This is a genomic window from Pseudomonas sp. GW822-FHT03F04, from assembly GCF_058801405.1.
Map to the genome: position 1 here is coordinate 588,951 of NZ_JBXANF010000002.1, position 17,981 is coordinate 606,931.

Sequence of the window (17,981 nt, forward strand, 5' to 3'; positions counted from 1 at the left end):
AACCGGCGGGCTCAGACCGATCGCACCAAATTGATACAAGACATCGCTGTTTTTACATAAAGAAAAAGTCATGATTTACTCTTGACGCATTAACTACTACAATTTTTCTTACCTGTTGCTAGATTGGCAGGTGAGCCACTATCACCGAGTCGCTTCAAGGCTCTTGGCTTATAGCTTTGTTTGCGGTTGGTATCAGCCAAACACACTATTGGAGTAAAGATATTGTCCAGACTCGCTGAATTTCGCGCAGCCGAAAAGGCCCTTCAAGAACAGCTCAAGCAGCTGGAGTCGCTGAAGAACGATGCCGGGCTCAAGAAAGAAATCGAATTCGAAGAAAAGCTCCAGGGGCTGATGAAAACCTACGGCAAAGGCCTGCGCGACATCATCGCCATCCTCGATCCGAATCCGGCAAAATCCGGCCTGCAACAGGCCGCGGCACCTAAAACCCGCCGCGCTCGCGTGGTCAAGGTCTATCAGAACCCGCACACCGGCGAGCTGATCGAGACCAAGGGCGGCAACCATCGCGGGCTGAAGGCCTGGAAGGAACAATACGGTGCAGCCACCGTTGATTCCTGGTTGCGCGGTTAATCCCTCGCAAACATAAAAGCCCTGCATTTGCAGGGCTTTTTTTTGGACGATATCTAACAAATGCAACAATTTCTTGTTGCGAAAGTTGAGAGCCAAACACCGTCTTGCACTGGAACTATGCTTCCGGATGTTGCGTCATTGCCGGGCGATCAACTTTGTATTTAATCACTTCAGGTATCTAACGCCCCACTGACCACCGAACAGATGACTAAAATTTCAAGCTGTTTCTCGCCGCCACTATTTCATCCGCACTGGCCTTGTAAACCTCGGCCTGCCCGGCATAGGAAAGTACATAGGCTTTGTCTGCCTCTACTGCGGCAACCAATGTTTGTGACAGCACATGACGGCCGTTTTCGGTGACGGTACAAGTGGTCTCAAGCGCCGCGAGTGAACCGAGCGTGCTCGAATGAACCTTGTTGCAGACACTCTGATAGCCGCCTTGGAAAAAGTCTTTCTGTACCGACTTGCGCATCTCCAGCAACACGCCTTGCAAATTGACCTGATGACCCGTTTCCACACGCGTCATTGTCAACTCCATCACCATGACCTGATTGCCATCGGCATCAGTCTTCACCGCCCGCTGACGGGAAACTTCCGGCGCGGTTTCGGGCAGCGCTTCGACTTGCCAGCCGGCGGGCCAGGTAATGCTCGGCGCCTCGGCGCAGGCCGCAGCCGCGATGAGGGACAAGCCGAAGAAAACGAACAGCGATTTGAACGGTCGGATCATTACCAGAGGCACTCGCGGATTGAGCCGTAAAGTTTGAGGCCCGCCCGCCCACAGGGCAAGCCCGCGCTTTCGGTTTGGCGATGCCGCAAGGCATGCGTATCATTGCGCCCATTCACTCGCCCCAATTTGTTACGGAGGGCTCATGAGCCTGCAAGAACTGAACACTTTCCCTGGCGTGACCGCCACCCCGGACAGCGCAACCCGCCACTTCGTCTTCAACCACACCATGCTGCGCGTGAAGGACATCACCAAGTCGCTGGATTTCTACACCCGCGTACTGGGTTTCTCGCTGGTGGAAAAGCGTGACTTCCCGGAAGCGGAATTCAGCCTGTACTTCCTCGCCTTGGTCGACAAATCGCAGATTCCGGCCGACGCCGCTGCGCGCACCGAGTGGATGAAGTCGATTCCCGGCATCCTGGAACTGACCCACAACCACGGCACCGAGAACGACGCGGACTTCGCTTATCACAACGGCAACACCGATCCGCGCGGTTTTGGCCACATCTGCATTTCGGTGCCGGACATCGTCGCCGCCTGCGCACGTTTCGAAGAACTGGGCTGTGACTTCCAGAAGCGCCTGACCGATGGCCGCATGAAAAGCCTGGCGTTCATCAAGGACCCGGATGGCTACTGGGTCGAGATCATTCAGCCGGCGCCGCTGTAAGCGCCTAAACCTCTCTTCCTTGGGGAGAGGACGTTGAAGAAATAAAAAACCCCATCATCGCTGATGGGGTTTTTCTTTTTCAGGCCCGGGATTTACGCCGGCGCTGAAGTGCGGATCAGGTGATCGAAGGCGCTGAGGGAAGCCTTGGCGCCCTCGCCTACCGCAATCACGATCTGCTTGTACGGCACGGTGGTCACGTCACCGGCAGCGAAGATGCCGGGGATCGAGGTTTCACCACGGTTGTCGACGATGATCTCGCCGCGCGGCGACAGCTCGATGGTGCCTTTGAGCCAATCGGTGTTAGGCAGCAGACCGATCTGCACGAAGATCCCTTCCAGCTCGACAGTGCGCAGCTCGTCACTGTTGCGATCCTTGTAACGCAGGCCGTTGACCTTCTGCCCGTCGCCGGTGACTTCAGTGGTCAACGCACTGGTGATCACGGTGACGTTCGGCAGGCTGTGCAGCTTGCGTTGCAAGACCGCGTCGGCACGCAGTTGTACGTCGAACTCAAGCAAGGTTACGTGGGACACGATACCGGCCAGGTCGATGGCCGCCTCGACGCCGGAGTTACCGCCGCCAATCACCGCCACACGCTTGCCTTTGAACAGCGGACCGTCGCAGTGCGGGCAGTACGCCACGCCTTTGTTGCGGTATTCCTGTTCGCCCGGCACGTTCATTTCTCGCCACCGCGCACCGGTCGCCAGAATCACGCTCTTGGCTTTGAGGGTTGCGCCGCTGGCAAAGCGAACCTCGTGCAACTCGCCGTTCTTGCCCGGGATCAGCTTGTCGGCACGCTGCAGGTTCATGATGTCGACGTCGTACTGCTTGACGTGTTCTTCCAGCGCGGTCGCCAGTTTCGGGCCTTCGGTTTCCTGTACGGAAATGAAGTTCTCGATGGCCATGGTGTCCAGCACCTGACCGCCGAATCGCTCGGCCGCAACGCCGGTACGAATACCTTTACGTGCGGCGTAGATCGCCGCCGAAGCACCGGCCGGGCCACCGCCGACGACCAACACATCAAAAGCCTGCTTGGCGCTGATTTTCTCGGCCTGACGCTCGATGGCGCCGGTGTCTAGTTTGGCGAGGATTTCTTCCAGGCCCATGCGGCCCTGGCCGAAGTTTTCGCCGTTCAGGTAAATGCTCGGCACGGCCATGATCTTGCGATCGTTGACTTCGTCCTGGAACAGCGCGCCGTCGATGGCGACGTGGCGGATGTTCGGGTTCAGCACGGCCATCAGGTTCAGCGCCTGAACCACGTCCGGGCAGTTCTGGCAGGACAGCGAGAAGTAAGTCTCGAAGTTGAACTCGCCCTTCAGCGAGCGGATCTGTTCGATCACTTCGACACTGGCCTTCGAAGGGTGGCCACCGACTTGCAGCAGGGCCAGCACCAGCGAAGTGAATTCATGGCCCATCGGGATGCCGGCGAAACGCAGGCTGATGTCGGCACCCGGGCGGTTGATCGAGAACGACGGTTTGCGTGCATCGTCGCCGCTGTCGATCAAAGTAATCTGGTGCGAAAGACTGGCAACGTCTTTCAGCAGGTCGAGCATTTCACGGGATTTCGCACCGTCGTCGAGTGAAGCAACGATCTCGATCGGCTGGGTGACCCGTTCCAGGTACGATTTCAACTGGGCTTTAAGATTGGCGTCCAACATACGGGCGATCTCCTGACTTTATTTGAGACGAAAAAAAGCCCGAGCGAATCTCGCCCGGGCTTTTCTATTGGGCGGTGCAGCTTACTTAGGTAGGTGCGGAGTTCCGCCCTGCGTTGCGTGTCACAGACTTAGATCTTGCCGACCAGGTCCAGGGACGGAGCCAGAGTGGCCTCGCCTTCTTTCCACTTGGCCGGGCAAACTTCGCCTGGGTGAGCAGCGACGTACTGAGCAGCCTTGATCTTGCGCAGCAGCTCGGAAGCGTCACGGCCAACGCCGCCATCGTTCAGTTCAACGATTTTGATCTGGCCTTCAGGGTTGATCACGAAGGTGCCACGGTCAGCCAGACCAGCTTCTTCGATCAGTACGTCGAAGTTGCGGGAGATGACGTGGGTCGGGTCGCCGATCATGGTGTATTCGATTTTGCCGATGGCTGGCGAAGTGTTGTGCCAGGCAGCGTGGGCAAAGTGGGTGTCGGTCGAAACGCTGTAGATTTCTACGCCCAGTTTCTGGAAGGCAGCGTAGTTGTCGGCCAGGTCTTCCAGCTCGGTTGGGCAAACGAAGGTGAAGTCGGCTGGGTAGAAGAACACTACGGACCATTTGCCTTTCAGGTCAGCGTCCGAGACTTGTACGAAGTCGCCGTTTTTGAACGCGGTAGCTTTGAACGGTTTTACTTGGCTGTTGATGATAGGCATTGATGACTCTCCGTCAGGGTTGTGAATTCGATGGGTGAATCCTACCCACTCACTCGACGGATGGCTCATTGGCAAACCTGATGCTGCTGATTTGTTTTCGCTATTAGCGGACTGTATTAATAGAAGAAAACGATATCTACGACGACAACGGCTTATCCGTAATCCGGGCCATCCCGTGAAAGGGGCTCGCTTCAACATAGCGCATGGCGGACTTCATATCCTTCCAGCCCACGTAACTCATCAACGACTTGAGATCCCAGCCGCTTTGATGGGCCCAGGTGGCAAAGCCGCGCCGCAACGAGTGGCTGGTGTAGCGCTCGGCGGAGATCCCGGCGCGCTCCAGGGCCTGTCGCAGCAGCGGAATCACGCTGTTGGCGTGCAAGCCCTCCTCGCTCAGGTTGCCCCAGCGATCGACAGCGCGAAACACCGGGCCGCGTACGAGCGCCGCTTCGGTGATCCAGTCGATGTAAGCCTGCACCGGGCACAGCTTCAGCAACGCAGGGGCCTGATAGGTCTGACCGAGGTTTTCCCGGTCGCCCTTGCTGCGCGGCAGGTACAGGGTGATACCGCTGCCGGCGTGGGCCTGCACATGCTCGATCTGCACCCGGCACAGCTCGTCACTGCGAAAGCCGCGCCAGAACCCCAGAAGAATCAGCGCTCGATCCCTACAGGCTCTGAGTAGCAACGGCCGGTCCTGTTGTTCTCGGGCCTCTTTCATTTCCTGTTCAAGCCAGGCCACGGTCTGTTCAAGATCACGCAGTTGCAACGGCTCGGCCTGTTTTTCCTGCGCGGGATGCAGCGCACGGATGCCCTTGAAGACTTTGCGCACCACCGGCGTCTTGGTCGGATCGGCGAACCCCTGACTGTTGTGCCACTGCGCGAGTGCCGACAAGCGCAACTTCAGCGTATTGACCGACAGCACGCCTGCATGAGCCACCAGATACCGCGCGACACTGTCAGCCGTCGCGGGCAGGAACCCGCCCCATACCGTTTCGAAATGCTCGACGGCCGCACGATAGCTGCGGCGGGTGTTGTCACGGGTGGCGGCTTGCAGATAGCGATCGATATCGCTCATGGGCTGATTTCTCGCAGATGTACTGATTTGAAGATTGAAAAGCGGATTCTGGCGCTTCACACGGGGTAATACCAGTATATCCCGCCCGTTCATCTTGAAACATTTAACTTTATTTTCAGCATGGTACACTGCGTACTTTGGTGGCATGTACCACAGTACGTAATCGTAGGAGCACATATGGCCCGTGGCGGCGTTAACAAAGCAGTAGTCCAGATCGCGCGCTCAGCGATCCTCGCCCGTGGCGAACACCCAAGCATCGACGCAGTACGCATCGAGCTGGGCAACACCGGATCGAAAACCACTATTCATCGCTATCTGAAGGAGCTGGATGACGGCAGCGAACCGGCTGATCCGTCGGCAGAACCGATTGATGACGAGCTGCTGGCGCTCGTCACGCGCCTGGCGCAACGCCTGAAAGAACAAGCACAGGAGCCGATTGACCAGGCTCGCGAACAGTACGAGCAGCAACGACAGGCATTGGAAGCAGAGCTGAATCAGCTCCGTCAGAACCATGCGCAACTGGAGCAAAAGCACGACATCCAGGGCGCTGCATTGGCCAGGGAATCCGAAGCGTTGAGCGACACTCGCTCGATGCTGCAAACCGAACAGACACGCAATGCCGGCCTGAATCAGGCGCTGGCAGATTTCGAATTACGCTTGCAGGACAAGGACGAGCAGATCCGCTCGCTGGAAGAAAAGCACCTGCACGCTCGCGACGCGCTTGAGCATTACCGCAATGCCGTCAAGGAGCAGCGCGAACAGGAACAGAGCCGTCACGAAAGTCAGGTTCAGCAGTTGCAGATGGAGTTGCGTCAGGCGCAGCAAAGCGCACTGGTGCGCCAGGATGAAATCACTCAATTGCACCGCGACAACGAACGCTTGCTGACCGAGAACCGCGGCACGTTGCGTGAACTGAGCCTGCTGCAGGATCAGCTCAAACACAGCAATCAGCGTCAGGATCAACTGCTGGAGCAAGCGACGCGTGTCGACAGCGAACGCACCCTCCTCCAGGAACGCTTGCGCGTGGCATTGCTGGACAGCCAGACACTCAAGCAGAGTGTCGACGAGCACGCCCAACTCAACCAGTCACTGGAAAAGCAACTGACCCAGGCTCAGGACAGTTTGCGCCTGGCCACTACCGCTGCGGCAGCGCCAGACGCAAAAACTTCAAAGGACGATTAAGCGCCGACCGGCGTGCGCATGGTGACAAACTCTTCGGCCGCCGTCGGGTGCACCCCGATGGTGTCGTCGAAGTCACGCTTGGTTGCGCCAGCCTTCAGAGCAATCGCCAGGCCCTGCACGATCTCGCCGGCATCCGGCCCGACCATGTGACAGCCAAGCACCTTGTCGGTTTTGCCATCGACCACCAGCTTCATCAGCGTGCGCTCCTGGCATTCGGTCAGGGTCAGTTTCATCGGGCGGAAACGGCTTTCGTAGATCACCACGTCGTGCCCCGCCTTCCGCGCCTCTTCTTCAGTCAAGCCGACGGTGCCGATATTCGGCAGGCTGAACACCGCTGTCGGGATCATCTTGTAATCCACCGGACGGTATTGCTCTGGCTTGAACAGACGTCGCGCCACCGCCATGCCTTCAGCCAGCGCCACCGGCGTCAGTTGAACGCGACCGATGACATCGCCCAGCGCAAGAATTGACGGTTCGGTGGTCTGATATTGCTCGTCAACCTTGATGAAGCCCTTGTCGTCCAGCTGCACCTCGGTATTTTCCAGCCCGAGATTGTCCAGCATCGGACGCCGACCGGTGGCGTAGAACACGCAGTCCGCTTCCAGTACACGACCATCCTTGAGGGTCGCCTTCAGGCTGCCATCCGCTTGCTTGTCGATCCGCTCGATGTCGGCATTGAACTGCAGATTCATGCCGCGCTTGGTCAACTCTTCCTGCAGATGCTTGCGCACCGAGCCGTCGAAGCCGCGCAGGAACAGATCACCGCGATACAGCAACGTGGTCTCCGCACCCAGACCATGGAAGATTCCGGCAAATTCGACCGCAATGTAACCGCCGCCGACGACCAGGACACGCTTGGGCAGCTCTTTCAGGAAAAACGCCTGATTGGAGCTGATGGCATGCTCATGCCCCGGGATTTCTGGAATCTGTGGCCAGCCGCCCGTGGCGATCAGAATATTTTTCGCGGTGAAACGCTCACCATTGACCTCGACCTCATGCGGGCCAACGATCTTCGCGTGCGCTTCGTGCAGGGTCACGCCACTGTTGACCAGCAGATTGCGATAAATGCCGTTCAGGCGATTGATCTCGCGATCCTTGTTGGCGATCAGGGTCGCCCAATCGAAATTCGCCTCACCCAGGCTCCAGCCGAAACCGGACGACTGTTCAAAGTCTTCGGCGAAATGCGCGCCGTACACCAGCAATTTTTTCGGCACACAGCCGACATTGACGCAGGTGCCGCCCAGATAACGGCTCTCGGCCACCGCCACTTTTGCACCGAAACCGGCAGCAAAACGCGCAGCCCGCACACCGCCGGAACCGGCACCAATCACATAAAGGTCAAAATCGTAGGCCATTTCTATCTCCTCGGCAGGCGATCAGCATACCCGGCGTCGTCCGTTGGGCAAGCACTCCTGCCGATATAGGGGCGAAAAATGAAAAAGCCACCCGAAGGTGGCTTTTTCGTACAGACAGATCAGGCGCTATCAGTAGGCCTTGCCAGTCTTGTAGAAGTTTTCGAAGCAGAAGTTGGTTGCCTCGATGTAACCCTCGGCACCACCGCAGTCGAAACGCTTGCCCTTGAATTTATAGGCCATCACGCAGCCGTTCTGGGCTTGCTTCATCAGGGCGTCGGTGATCTGGATTTCACCACCCTTGCCTGGCTCGGTCTGTTCGATCAGGTCGAAGATGTCCGGGGTCAGGATGTAACGACCAATGATCGCCAGGTTGGACGGCGCATCTTCCGGCTTTGGCTTCTCGACCATGCTGTGTACGCGGTAGATGTCGTCGCGGATCATCTCGCCGGCAATGACGCCGTACTTGCTGGTTTCTGCCGGATCGACTTCCTGGATGGCGATGATCGAGCAGCGGAACTGCTTGTACAGCTTGACCATCTGGGTCAGTACGCCGTCGCCTTCGAGGTTGACGCACAGGTCGTCCGCCAGCACCACGGCAAACGGCTCATCGCCGATCAGCGGACGACCGGTCAGGATCGCATGACCCAAGCCTTTCATTTCAGTCTGACGGGTGTAGGAGAACGAGCACTCGTCCAACAGCTTGCGGATACCGACCAGGTATTTCTCTTTGTCGGTGCCCTTGATCTGGTTTTCCAGCTCATAGCTGATGTCGAAGTGGTCTTCCAGGGCACGCTTGCCACGGCCGGTCACGATGGAGATCTCAGTCAGACCAGCATCCAGAGCTTCTTCGACGCCGTACTGGATCAGTGGCTTGTTTACCACCGGCAGCATTTCTTTGGGCATGGCTTTAGTCGCTGGAAGGAAGCGAGTACCGTAACCGGCTGCTGGGAACAAGCATTTCTTGATCATATAAGTCCTTGAAAGGGCTGTGTGTACGAGTTTCGGCGCAGTCTAATCAGGCGGCGTGCACCTTACAATGCCCCGCACTGGCTAACCGATGTCAACATAGAGAAATATTCTGGCGGATAGTTCAATCCGCACGCAGAAGCTGCGCATTCAGCGTAGCCCAAAGATTCAGGAACACCGCATCGACCCGCGCCCGTTTGCCCGTTTCCCGTTATCATGACGCCTTTGAACCAGCCAACGAGGCCGCTAGATGTCCGCAGCAAAAATCATCAACGGGTACACCGTCGCCAAGGCAAAAGATGGCCAGTGGCATATCACCGCCGCCAACGGCGAAGATGTGTCCGGTCCATTGCCCACTGAAGCGATGGCGATTGAGGTAGCCGCGGTGCTTGATTACACGCCTCCTGCACCGAAGCGTCGCGGTAAGGATCAGGACTGATCAGCTGTAACGCATCCAGAGCCCTGCCATTGCGCGGGGCTTTTTTTGAACATGAAGATGTGGCCAATCGCTATAACCTTTTCATGCCGGCGCTGTCATAGCGTCTAGCCCTCTCCTTCCGAAGACGACATCGCCATGAACACCCGTACGCTGCACCGCATGCTGCCCCTGTTAGCACTTCTGGCCCTGGCCGGCTGCGCCAGCTCTCAACCCACTTACCTGGACAACGGCGAGCAAGGGTTGAGCATCGATTGCTCCGGCGAGGCCAATTCCTGGGCAACCTGTTATGAAAAGGCTGATGCCTCCTGCGCCGGCACCGGCTATCGCATCGTCGGAACCGATGGCACACCGGCGTCCAAGGAAAGCGACAAAACGCTGGGTATCGATGTCGGCAACTACAAGAACCGTAGTGTCGTGGTGGTCTGCAAGTAGGTTTTACATGTGAATTTCGGCGAACTTGATCCCCAGCCCGCGAACGACCTCAATCAGGTCATCCAGACGGCCAAACGATTCGACTTCGTCGTTTTCATCCACCAGAAAATAACTGCGCCCGGCGCTCTTCTTGAAAAACACGATCCATTCACCCGAATTCGCCGGGTTCTGAATCACATGGGTGGCCGCGATCAGCCCCTCTTTATGGCGCTCGCGCACCTGTTCTCGCTTCATGCACATCTCCAGAAATGACAATGCCGCCCAGGCGTGACCTGGACGGCATCAATACCGATGACTGACAGTTTATCAGCCGGAAATGCACACCGTGGCGGCATTGCGCACATCCCTTGGACGTATCGGCACGTTGGACATGCGCTCGTGCAACTTGATGCTGCTGCCGCCGGAGCGGTCCTCAATGTCAAACACCGCTGCCGGGCCGGACGACAACTTCCCTGGCACGATCACCCGAACCCCGTCCTTGTGCGGCTCCATTTGCAGGGCCCCGCGGCTTTGCGCCAGCTTGTCGGCCAGACACTGTGCGTACTCGTGGGGTTTCTTGCCGGAAATGACGCTCATGGTCGGCAGTGTTTCATTGATTTCCGAAACACTTGCGCAACCACCCATCGCCAATGCCAACGGCACAAAGACCACACCCCACTTCATACAGAATCTCCTATAAAGACCCTCGGACAGCGTGAATGCCGTTTTTCTCCGAGGCTCATTGCATTTAACGCACATGAAATCGCGAATAACTGTTTTTAATTGTCAAAGCGGCGCCCGACGGCCGGATAATAACCTGTCCGGGCTGATAAACTGCGCCAATCGACCCTGCTATCGTTTTGATTTTGTAGAAAAAGCCCTTCTGGAGGCGCCCATGAAATTTATTCACCAGCGCGAGCACCTCAACGAAGACGACATCGTCGTCATCCAGTGCTCACAAACCTGCAACATCCGTCTGATGAACGACGCCAACTTTCGCAGCTTCAAGAACGGCGGCCGTCATACCTATCACGGCGGCGCGTTCGACACCTTTCCGGCCCGCATCACCGCGCCGAGCACCGGGTTCTGGAACATCACCATCGACACCGTCAACCGCCGTGCGATCAGTGTGACCCGCAAGCCGACCCTGACGCACTCGATCAAGATCATCCGTCGCTCCAGCTCGAAACTCAGCTGATCGGCTCCCTTAACGCAATCAGGTAAGCATGACCGTGGCCCAAACGACCAAATACGTCATCAAGTACAAACTGAACGGCGAGCGCCGCTTCGAATTCGCCCAGCTGGAAAACGGCACGCCGGAAGAAGCCAAGGCTGCGCTGGATGCCCTGCACGGCCAGAGCGAAGACGTGATCAGCGACATCAGCGTCAGCAAGGCGTTGTAAGACGCGGGTGACAATTCGACCGCAAGCGCCGGAGTGTTCCGGCCTGGCGGGCTGCCTAGGCTGATCACCTGGACGCAAGCCAAGGAATCAGTATGCCGATGTCACCCGACTCTCCCCTCGACGCGCTCGACTGGGTCGCACTGGAACAACAGCTGGATCAGGACGGCTGCGCCATCATCCGTTCGCTGTTGCGCCCGCAAACCTGTGATCGCCTGAGTGCGCTGTACCCGCAAAGCGAACCGTTCCGCTCACAGGTGATCATGGCCCGCCACGGTTTCGGTCGCGGCGAATACAAGTATCTGCGCTACCCGTTGCCTCCATTGGTGGAGCGCCTGCGCAATGCGCTTTATCCGCGCCTTGTTCCCCTGGCCAATCGCTGGCATGAACGGATGGGCTTGCCGCAACGCTTTCCACCCCTGCACAGCGAGTTTCTTGCGCGCTGCCATGCCGCCGGTCAACTGCGGCCAACCCCGCTCTTGCTGCAATACGGCCCACAGGACTACAACTGTTTGCATCAGGACCTGTACGGCGAACACATCTTCCCGCTGCAAGTCGCGATTCTTCTGTCAGAACCTGGCGAGGATTTCAGCGGTGGTGAGTTCGTCCTGACCGAACAACGCCCGAGAATGCAGTCTCGCCCACTGGTGATGGACCTGAAGAAAGGCGACGCGCTGATCTTTGCCGTCAACCAACGCCCGGTCAAAGGCGTGCGCGGCGACTATCGGGTCACCATGCGCCACGGTGTCAGCCGCCTGCACAGCGGAAAACGGCATACTCTGGGCATCATTTTTCACGACGCTACCTGACCATCATGCACACCCACTTCGATCTGTTCGCCGACACCGAATCCGAGCAGCCCCGACGCGTTGAGCAGATCGGCGAACAATCCTGGGTGCTGCGCGGCTTCGCCCTTCCCCGTATCGAACAATTATTGCCGGCTCTGAAATCGGTCATCGAACGCGCCCCGTTGCGGCACATGATGACGCCCGGCGGTTTCAGCATGTCAGTAGCCACCAGCAGTTGCGGAGGGCTTGGCTGGATCACCGACCGCAGCGGTTACCGTTACTCGGTCGATGACCCTCTCAGCCACCAGCCTTGGCCGGAGATGCCCGAAGTCTTTCGCGACCTGGCGCAGACAGCGGCGAAGCAAGTCGGATTTTCCGATTTCATACCGGACTCCTGCCTGATCAATCGTTATGTCCCCGGCGCGAAAATGTCTTTGCATCAGGACAAGGACGAACATTCCTACACCGCACCGATCGTTTCTCTGTCATTGGGTTTGCCCGCCATGTTCCTGTTCGGTGGTTTCGCCCGCAGCGACAGGAGCCAGCGCATTCCACTGTTGCACGGCGACATGGTGATCTGGGGTGGCGTTGATCGGCTGCGCTACCACGGCGTCCTGCCAATCAAGTACGGCCGGCATCCGCAGTTGGGCGAACAGCGTTTCAACCTGACGTTTCGCACCGCCGGATAACCGCGCAAAGTTTGACCGCAAGGGCCGGAGTGTTACGGTTGGCGGCACTGGTTAACCTGAAATTCAACAGGTCAACGGACTCTCCATCATGAAAACGCTTTCGACCCCGCTGAACATTGAAGACGATCCACGCTGGTCCGCCGTCGTCGCCCGCGACCCTCGGGCGGACGGTGAATTTGTCTACGCCGTGAAAACCACTGGCATCTATTGCCGTCCTAGCAGCCTGGCGCGTTTGCCTAAGCCGCAGAATGTCGAATTCTTCGACACCGCCGAAGAGGCCGAGGCCGCGGGTTATCGCCCCAGCAAACGGGCGAGCAAGGATCAAAGCGACGTGGCCGCGCAACATGCCGCAACGGTAGCCGCTGCGTGCCGACAGATCGAAACCGCGGAAACCCTGCCAGCGCTCAACGAACTGGCGGATGCCGCCGGCCTGAGCTCATTCCATTTCCATCGGGTATTCAAAGCCGCCACCGGCCTGACGCCCAAGGGTTACGCCGCGGCGCACCGTTCACGCAGAGTGCGGCAACGGTTGGCGGATGGCGACTCGGTGACCGACGCGTTGTACGACGCCGGCTTCAACTCCAACAGCCGTTTCTATGAAGCCGCTGACCAGTTGCTGGGCATGAAGCCCGGCGACTTCCGGGCCGCCGGGCAAAACAACGACATTCGTTTTGCGGTCGGCCAATGCTCGCTCGGCGCCATTCTGGTGGCCCAGAGTGACCGGGGGATTTGCGCAATTCTGTTGGGCGACGATCCCCATCAACTGGTCTGCGACCTGCAGGATCAGTTTCGCCGGGCCAACCTGATCGGAGCCGACGCCGAGTTCGAACAACTGATCGCCCACGTCGTCGGCTTTATCGAAGCGCCGGCAATCGGTCTCGATCTGCCACTGGATGTACGGGGCACCGCGTTTCAGGAACGGGTCTGGCAGGCGCTGCGCGAAATACCGGTTGGCAGCACCGCCAGTTATGCCGACATCGCCCAGCGCATCGGCTCGCCAAAAGCGGTTCGGGCCGTGGCTCAGGCCTGCGGCGCCAACAGCCTTGCGGTGGCGATCCCTTGCCACCGCGTGGTCCGCAGCGACGGCAACCTTTCGGGCTATCGCTGGGGCGTGGAGCGCAAGCGTGAGTTGTTGTCCCGGGAAACGCAGCCTTAGCAAATGCCGATGTAAATCGACACTGACTCGGGGCCGAAATAGGCCTCGAAGTCAGTGGCGTAACGTCGCTGAATCTGCGGATTGGCTTCGAAGTGCTTCCAGATCCGGCCCCAAGTGGCAATGACCGCATCGGGCAATGCACCATGTCCCTGGAACACCAGATACTCACCGCTTTCGATCCGAATGGTTTCGAAATCCGTCTGCGGATTGACGACGGCAACACCCGCCGTCACATCGAATGCCCCCGAAGCATCCGATTCATAGGCCGAGTACACCCCGTAAATCGGCGACTCGGTCAGCTTGCCGGGAATGACCTCCGCCAGGTTCTTGCCGAAGAATTGCCCCCACATCGGGCCGATTTTCGCGGTCTCGGCCTTGTGTTCTGCGGCGTTGGTGGTTCGAACGCGCAAGCCTGAAACCGTGAACGACTCAACGTGCTGTTGTTGTAGATCCATCGAAGTGCCACTCCCTTTTTTTGAAGTGCGGCCCGGCAGGTCCGCGATGGCGCTTAATGTGTCAGCGATTGACGTCCACGACAACCCGTCCGCGCAGCTGCCCGGCGAGCAACTTCGGGGCCGCTTCGATGGCTTCGCTGAGACCGATTTCGTGGCTGATCAGCGGCAACAGGGAAAAATCCAGATCCTTGGCCAGACGTTCCCACGCCTCGATTCGACGCGCTTTGGGCTGGGTCACGCTGTTGATTCCGGCCAGCGTCACACCACGCAAGATGAAAGGCGCCACCGACGCCGGGAAATCCATGCCCTGAGCCAGACCGCATGCCGCGACAGTACCTTCGGCGCGGGTGCTGGCGCAGGCGTTGGCCAATGTGTGGCTGCCGACCGAATCGATCACCGCCGCCCAACGCTCCTTCGCCAGTGGCTTGCCGGGCTCGGACAAGGTCGCACGATCAATGATTTCGCTGGCGCCCAATTGCTGCAGATATTCATGCTCCGACACCCGCCCGGTGGACGCCACCACGCGATAGCCAAGCTTGTGCAACAAGGCGATTGCAAAGCTGCCGACCCCACCATTGGCACCCGTGACCAATACTTCGCCCTGCTCCGGCGTCACGCCATTACGCTCCAGCGCCATGATGCACAGCATCGCCGTGTAGCCCGCCGTGCCAATGGCCATGGCTTGCGCAGCGGAAAACGCCTTGGGCAGTGGAATCAGCCAGTCGCCGTTGAGCCGTGCCTTTTGGGCCAGGCCACCCCAGTGGTTTTCGCCCACGCCCCAACCGTTGAGCAGCACCTGATCGCCAGCCTTATAGTCGGGATGCGAACTGACCTCGACCGTACCGGCCAGATCGATCCCCGGTACCATCGGAAACTTGCGCACCACCGGACTGCTGCCGGTAATCGCCAGCCCGTCCTTGAAGTTGAGCGTGCTGTACGCGACGCGCACCGTCACATCGCCTTCAGGCAACTGCAGCTCGTCGATTTTCTGCAGGCTGGCGCGATAACCGCTGTCGTCTTTGTCGATCAGAATGCCGTTGAACATGATTGCCTCTCAGGGAATGAATTCAGGGTCTCGTGGCATTCAAATAGCACATCGCAACATTTTGCCCCACTCGACCTTCCGCCAATCGCTGAAACCGCCGGATGATTCCGGATCGGCCGGCTATGCTCTTTCGACGGCTTCCACTTATCCCCGAGAAGCCCTTGTCGATGGAGCTGACAATGTCCCGCGCCCGCCCTTTTCTTGCCTGGCTGATGCTCTGTCTGTTGGCATTCAATACCGCTTGGGCGGCGCCTGCGGCCAAGACGGCAGACGCCACTGCCGTTGAGCCGACATGGCCGCAAGTCATCACCAGCGGCAAGTCAAAACTCACCGTGTATCAGCCGCAGCTCGACAGCTGGGACGGCTACACCTTGCAGGCCCGCGCCGCCGTAGAAGCAACCGATGCTGCCGGCAAGTCGACTTATGGCATCGTCCAGTTCAGCGCTCACACGCTGGTCGACAAGACCACTCGCTGGGTCATGCTCGACCAGTACAAAATCATCAAAGCCGATTTCCCCGCAGACGCCAGCCAGGCAGAGATGTGGATCACGACACTGCAAAACGATGCGGCCAAGCGCAAGAAAACTATTTCACTCGATCAATTGGAGGCTGCCGTTGGCGTACTGACCGCCGAACAGAAAGCCGACACCGCGCCCCTGGAAAACACGCCACCGACCATCCTCAGCTCGGACGTGCCGGCCATGCTTGTCTATATCGACGGTGAGGCTGCGTATCGCCAGGTCGACGGCACCGGATTGCAACGGGTAATCAACACCCGCCCTCTGCTGCTCAAGGACGCTCAGGGCAAACATTATCTGCATGTGTTCGATGGCTGGATGGTTGCCGATCAATTGTCGGGGCCCTACGCCCTGCTCTCATCGCCTCCAGCGGATCTGGAGAAAGCCAAGAAAGCGGCGATCGAGAGCCGGCAGGTGGATCTGCTCACCGGGCAAAGCGATCCGAAGGACAAAGTACCGAGCCTGGCCAAACCGCCGCAGCCAAAGATCTTCGTGGCCAAGACCCCGACCGAACTGATCGTCACCGACGGCGCGCCACAGTGGCAGCCGATCCAGGGAACGCAATTGCTGTATGTCAGCAACACCACCGGGCACATCTTCAAGGAAATCGGCGACCAGAACAGTTATGTGCTGATCTCCGGCCGCTGGTTCCGCGCCGGCGACATGAACGGCCCGTGGACATTTACCCCGGCGGACAAACTGCCAGCAGACTTCGCCAACATCCCCGACGACAGTCCGAAAGAAAACGTCAAAGCCTCGGTCGCCGGGACGCCACAGGCCAAGGAAGCAGCCATTGCCGCCACCATCCCGCAGACGTCAGCGATCAAGAAAAGCGCAGTGAAAATGACGGCACCACAATTTGATGGCGAGCCTCAACTCAAAGCCATCAGCGGGACCCCGCTTCAATATGTGATCAACAGCGCCACGCCGATCATCCGGGTCGACAACAACAGTTGGTACGCCGTGGAGAACGGCATCTGGTTCGTCGCCACGGCAGTGACCGGGCCATGGACCGTCGCCAGCTCAGTGCCAGCGGTGATTTATTCGATTCCGCCGAACTCGCCGATGCACTACCTCACTTACGTCAAAGTCTATGAATCCAGTGGTGACACGGTCGTCGTCGGTTACACCCCGGGCTATCAGGGATCGACGCTGGATCCGGCGACCGGCGTTGTGGTCTACGGCACCGGCTATCCGTACACACCATGGGTCGGTAGCGTCTGGTACGGACCTCCGGTGACTTACGGCTTTGGTGTCGCCATCCGCTACACGCCGTGGACTGGCTGGACCTTCGGCTTCGGGTTCGGCTGGAGCTGGGGCGGCAGCACTGCCGCCATGGGTTGGGGATGGGGCGCCTATCCATGGTGGGGCAATTACGGATGGGGTTACGCGTGGGGACCGCACCTGTATCCCGCGCCATTGGCCTGGGGCGGCGCAGCCTACGGTTATCACGGTGGCGCCGTGGCCTGGGGCCCGGGCGGCTGGGCCGGTACTACCGGCAACATTTACCGGCAATGGGGTGATCGGGCGACCGTCAGCCGCTATGGCGCAGGCTACAACGCCTGGACCGGCAACCGCTGGGCTGGCCAGGTTGGTTCCTCCTACAACTCACGGACCGGGATTGCGACCGCCGGCCAGCGTGGGGCGGTACACAATGTCTACACCGGCAACTATGCAGCCGGCCGCAGCGGTGAAGTGGTCGGACCGAACGGAGGTGCAATCGCCGGGGGCCGGGTGACGGCAGGCAACGCTCGCAATGGCACTCAGGTAACGGCCAATCGTGGCGCCGTTTACAACCCGAACACCGGCAATACCACGCAATACGGCGGAATTCACGGACGCAACAGCGGCGCCGCACGGGTTGGCGACAATGTTTACGCCGGGCATGACGGCAACGTCTACAAGAAAACCGATGACGGCTGGCAGTCGATGGTCAAGGGGGGCGCAACTCGCGCACCGGCCAACAACAATGCTCAGTTACAGAACCTCAATCGCGACTCCGCGGCGCGTAACGTTGGCAATCAGCGTCTGAACAACTTCCACAACTCTTCGCAGTTCATGAACCATTCATTCGGCGGAGGGGGCGGTGGACTTCATCGACGCTGACCTGAATCCCGCGAGGCTACAAATCTCGGCTGGCCCTGCACCCGGTTTTGCTGGTAAAAAAACCGGCTTC

The 17,981-nt window shown here is 58.8% G+C and carries 21 protein-coding genes; 11 read left to right on the top strand and 10 right to left on the bottom strand.

All coding sequences use genetic code 11. The annotated features are described in order from the left end of the window. Positions 1 to 222 precede the first annotated feature (222 nt). Entirely contained in the window at positions 223 to 588 is a 366-nt protein-coding gene (locus AC1RMX_RS06320) for a histone-like nucleoid-structuring protein, MvaT/MvaU family (RefSeq protein WP_096821522.1), read from the top strand. 208 nt (positions 589 to 796) lie between these two features. Here the strand turns inward: AC1RMX_RS06320 and AC1RMX_RS06325 are convergent, their stop codons facing one another. Next, positions 797 to 1,315, bottom strand: a complete 519-nt coding sequence (locus tag AC1RMX_RS06325; RefSeq protein ID WP_096821524.1) for a DUF4946 domain-containing protein — start codon at positions 1,313 to 1,315, stop codon at positions 797 to 799. Between the two features lie 142 nt (positions 1,316 to 1,457). Between AC1RMX_RS06325 and gloA the strand changes: the two genes are divergently transcribed. Then, complete coding sequence (gloA, locus tag AC1RMX_RS06330; RefSeq protein WP_064381412.1) at positions 1,458 to 1,979, top strand: lactoylglutathione lyase; 522 nt, start codon at positions 1,458 to 1,460, stop codon at positions 1,977 to 1,979. A gap of 92 nt (positions 1,980 to 2,071) precedes the next feature. Here gloA and ahpF read toward each other — a convergent pair whose 3' ends face one another. The 3 genes from ahpF to AC1RMX_RS06345 all read right to left on the bottom strand — a co-directional run bounded on the left by ahpF (position 2,072) and on the right by AC1RMX_RS06345 (position 5,401). After that, on the bottom strand, positions 2,072 to 3,634 hold the full coding sequence (gene ahpF, locus AC1RMX_RS06335) for an alkyl hydroperoxide reductase subunit F (protein WP_096821525.1): 1,563 nt from the start codon (positions 3,632 to 3,634) through the stop codon (positions 2,072 to 2,074). A gap of 128 nt (positions 3,635 to 3,762) precedes the next feature. Beyond that, on the bottom strand, positions 3,763 to 4,326 hold the full coding sequence (gene ahpC / locus AC1RMX_RS06340) for an alkyl hydroperoxide reductase subunit C (protein ID WP_003224621.1): 564 nt from the start codon (positions 4,324 to 4,326) through the stop codon (positions 3,763 to 3,765). Between the two features lie 136 nt (positions 4,327 to 4,462). Beyond that, a complete protein-coding gene (locus AC1RMX_RS06345) occupies positions 4,463 to 5,401 on the bottom strand; it encodes a site-specific integrase (protein WP_192558106.1) in 939 nt (312 codons plus the stop codon). Between the two features lie 177 nt (positions 5,402 to 5,578). Between AC1RMX_RS06345 and AC1RMX_RS06350 the strand changes: the two genes are divergently transcribed. Then, a complete protein-coding gene (locus tag AC1RMX_RS06350; RefSeq protein ID WP_493071083.1) occupies positions 5,579 to 6,583 on the top strand; it encodes a DNA-binding protein in 1,005 nt (334 codons plus the stop codon). On the opposite strand, the gene gorA is transcribed toward AC1RMX_RS06350, so the two are convergent. Together gorA and galU are read right to left on the bottom strand one after the other, a co-directional pair. Continuing rightward, positions 6,580 to 7,938 (bottom strand): glutathione-disulfide reductase, encoded by a 1,359-nt coding sequence (gorA, locus tag AC1RMX_RS06355; RefSeq protein WP_192558108.1) that lies wholly within the window; start codon positions 7,936 to 7,938, stop codon positions 6,580 to 6,582. The genes AC1RMX_RS06350 and gorA overlap by 4 nt on opposite strands. 129 nt (positions 7,939 to 8,067) lie before the next feature. Beyond that, entirely contained in the window at positions 8,068 to 8,907 is an 840-nt protein-coding gene (gene galU / locus AC1RMX_RS06360) for a UTP--glucose-1-phosphate uridylyltransferase GalU (RefSeq protein ID WP_085710029.1), read from the bottom strand. A gap of 247 nt (positions 8,908 to 9,154) precedes the next feature. Between galU and AC1RMX_RS06365 the strand changes: the two genes are divergently transcribed. Further along, the gene (locus tag AC1RMX_RS06365; RefSeq protein WP_096821531.1) at positions 9,155 to 9,343 is read left to right on the top strand and encodes a hypothetical protein; all 189 of its coding nucleotides are present in this window, start codon (positions 9,155 to 9,157) and stop codon (positions 9,341 to 9,343) included. Between the two features lie 150 nt (positions 9,344 to 9,493). Then, positions 9,494 to 9,775 carry a hypothetical protein gene (locus AC1RMX_RS06370; RefSeq protein WP_176504872.1) on the top strand — a complete coding sequence of 94 codons (282 nt, stop codon included), beginning with the start codon at positions 9,494 to 9,496 and terminating at the stop codon, positions 9,773 to 9,775. Positions 9,776 to 9,778: 3 nt separating this feature from the next. Here the strand turns inward: AC1RMX_RS06370 and AC1RMX_RS06375 are convergent, their stop codons facing one another. Together AC1RMX_RS06375 and AC1RMX_RS06380 are read right to left on the bottom strand one after the other, a co-directional pair. Beyond that, positions 9,779 to 10,009, bottom strand: coding sequence for a hypothetical protein (locus tag AC1RMX_RS06375; RefSeq protein WP_096821535.1), 231 nt, complete (start codon positions 10,007 to 10,009; stop codon positions 9,779 to 9,781). Between the two features lie 72 nt (positions 10,010 to 10,081). Then, complete coding sequence (locus AC1RMX_RS06380; RefSeq protein ID WP_096821537.1) at positions 10,082 to 10,438, bottom strand: hypothetical protein; 357 nt, start codon at positions 10,436 to 10,438, stop codon at positions 10,082 to 10,084. A gap of 211 nt (positions 10,439 to 10,649) precedes the next feature. Between AC1RMX_RS06380 and AC1RMX_RS06385 the strand changes: the two genes are divergently transcribed. The 5 genes from AC1RMX_RS06385 (at position 10,650) to ada (ending at position 13,787) form a co-directional block, all read left to right on the top strand. Continuing rightward, complete coding sequence (locus AC1RMX_RS06385) at positions 10,650 to 10,952, top strand: DUF1883 domain-containing protein (RefSeq protein WP_007958929.1); 303 nt, start codon at positions 10,650 to 10,652, stop codon at positions 10,950 to 10,952. Positions 10,953 to 10,980: 28 nt separating this feature from the next. Further along, positions 10,981 to 11,157, top strand: a complete 177-nt coding sequence (locus AC1RMX_RS06390; protein ID WP_169430549.1) for a hypothetical protein — start codon at positions 10,981 to 10,983, stop codon at positions 11,155 to 11,157. Between the two features lie 92 nt (positions 11,158 to 11,249). After that, positions 11,250 to 11,963 (top strand): 2OG-Fe(II) oxygenase, encoded by a 714-nt coding sequence (locus tag AC1RMX_RS06395; RefSeq protein ID WP_493071085.1) that lies wholly within the window; start codon positions 11,250 to 11,252, stop codon positions 11,961 to 11,963. Between the two features lie 5 nt (positions 11,964 to 11,968). Then, positions 11,969 to 12,631, top strand: coding sequence for a DNA oxidative demethylase AlkB (alkB, locus tag AC1RMX_RS06400; protein WP_493071087.1), 663 nt, complete (start codon positions 11,969 to 11,971; stop codon positions 12,629 to 12,631). Positions 12,632 to 12,719: 88 nt separating this feature from the next. Then, the gene (gene ada / locus AC1RMX_RS06405) at positions 12,720 to 13,787 is read left to right on the top strand and encodes a bifunctional DNA-binding transcriptional regulator/O6-methylguanine-DNA methyltransferase Ada (RefSeq protein WP_493071089.1); all 1,068 of its coding nucleotides are present in this window, start codon (positions 12,720 to 12,722) and stop codon (positions 13,785 to 13,787) included. Here the strand turns inward: ada and AC1RMX_RS06410 are convergent. Both AC1RMX_RS06410 and acuI read right to left on the bottom strand, forming a co-directional pair. Continuing rightward, the gene (locus AC1RMX_RS06410) at positions 13,784 to 14,242 is read right to left on the bottom strand and encodes a GyrI-like domain-containing protein (RefSeq protein ID WP_493071091.1); all 459 of its coding nucleotides are present in this window, start codon (positions 14,240 to 14,242) and stop codon (positions 13,784 to 13,786) included. The two genes, ada and AC1RMX_RS06410, sit on opposite strands and share 4 nt — an antisense overlap. A gap of 61 nt (positions 14,243 to 14,303) precedes the next feature. After that, positions 14,304 to 15,287: an acrylyl-CoA reductase (NADPH) gene (gene acuI, locus AC1RMX_RS06415; RefSeq protein ID WP_493071093.1), complete on the bottom strand. Its 984-nt coding sequence runs from the start codon at positions 15,285 to 15,287 to the stop codon at positions 14,304 to 14,306. A 179-nt stretch (positions 15,288 to 15,466) separates the two neighbouring features. On the opposite strand from acuI, the gene AC1RMX_RS06420 reads away from it, so the two are divergent. Continuing rightward, positions 15,467 to 17,911: an autotransporter gene (locus AC1RMX_RS06420; protein ID WP_493071095.1), complete on the top strand. Its 2,445-nt coding sequence runs from the start codon at positions 15,467 to 15,469 to the stop codon at positions 17,909 to 17,911. Positions 17,912 to 17,981: the final 70 nt, after the last annotated feature.

Coding starts and splice junctions, on each gene's coding strand:
- AC1RMX_RS06325 (WP_096821524.1), bottom strand. CDS start 1,315: ATGATCCGACCGTTCAAATCGCTGTTCGTTTTCTTCGGCTTGTCCCTC.
- gloA (WP_064381412.1), top strand. CDS start 1,458: ATGAGCCTGCAAGAACTGAACACTTTCCCTGGCGTGACCGCCACCCCG.
- ahpF (WP_096821525.1), bottom strand. CDS start 3,634: ATGTTGGACGCCAATCTTAAAGCCCAGTTGAAATCGTACCTGGAACGG.
- ahpC (WP_003224621.1), bottom strand. CDS start 4,326: ATGCCTATCATCAACAGCCAAGTAAAACCGTTCAAAGCTACCGCGTTC.
- AC1RMX_RS06345 (WP_192558106.1), bottom strand. CDS start 5,401: ATGAGCGATATCGATCGCTATCTGCAAGCCGCCACCCGTGACAACACC.
- AC1RMX_RS06350 (WP_493071083.1), top strand. CDS start 5,579: ATGGCCCGTGGCGGCGTTAACAAAGCAGTAGTCCAGATCGCGCGCTCA.
- gorA (WP_192558108.1), bottom strand. CDS start 7,938: ATGGCCTACGATTTTGACCTTTATGTGATTGGTGCCGGTTCCGGCGGT.
- galU (WP_085710029.1), bottom strand. CDS start 8,907: ATGATCAAGAAATGCTTGTTCCCAGCAGCCGGTTACGGTACTCGCTTC.
- AC1RMX_RS06365 (WP_096821531.1), top strand. CDS start 9,155: ATGTCCGCAGCAAAAATCATCAACGGGTACACCGTCGCCAAGGCAAAA.
- AC1RMX_RS06375 (WP_096821535.1), bottom strand. CDS start 10,009: ATGAAGCGAGAACAGGTGCGCGAGCGCCATAAAGAGGGGCTGATCGCG.
- AC1RMX_RS06380 (WP_096821537.1), bottom strand. CDS start 10,438: ATGAAGTGGGGTGTGGTCTTTGTGCCGTTGGCATTGGCGATGGGTGGT.
- AC1RMX_RS06385 (WP_007958929.1), top strand. CDS start 10,650: ATGAAATTTATTCACCAGCGCGAGCACCTCAACGAAGACGACATCGTC.
- AC1RMX_RS06390 (WP_169430549.1), top strand. CDS start 10,981: ATGACCGTGGCCCAAACGACCAAATACGTCATCAAGTACAAACTGAAC.
- AC1RMX_RS06395 (WP_493071085.1), top strand. CDS start 11,250: ATGCCGATGTCACCCGACTCTCCCCTCGACGCGCTCGACTGGGTCGCA.
- alkB (WP_493071087.1), top strand. CDS start 11,969: ATGCACACCCACTTCGATCTGTTCGCCGACACCGAATCCGAGCAGCCC.
- ada (WP_493071089.1), top strand. CDS start 12,720: ATGAAAACGCTTTCGACCCCGCTGAACATTGAAGACGATCCACGCTGG.
- AC1RMX_RS06410 (WP_493071091.1), bottom strand. CDS start 14,242: ATGGATCTACAACAACAGCACGTTGAGTCGTTCACGGTTTCAGGCTTG.
- acuI (WP_493071093.1), bottom strand. CDS start 15,287: ATGTTCAACGGCATTCTGATCGACAAAGACGACAGCGGTTATCGCGCC.
- AC1RMX_RS06420 (WP_493071095.1), top strand. CDS start 15,467: ATGTCCCGCGCCCGCCCTTTTCTTGCCTGGCTGATGCTCTGTCTGTTG.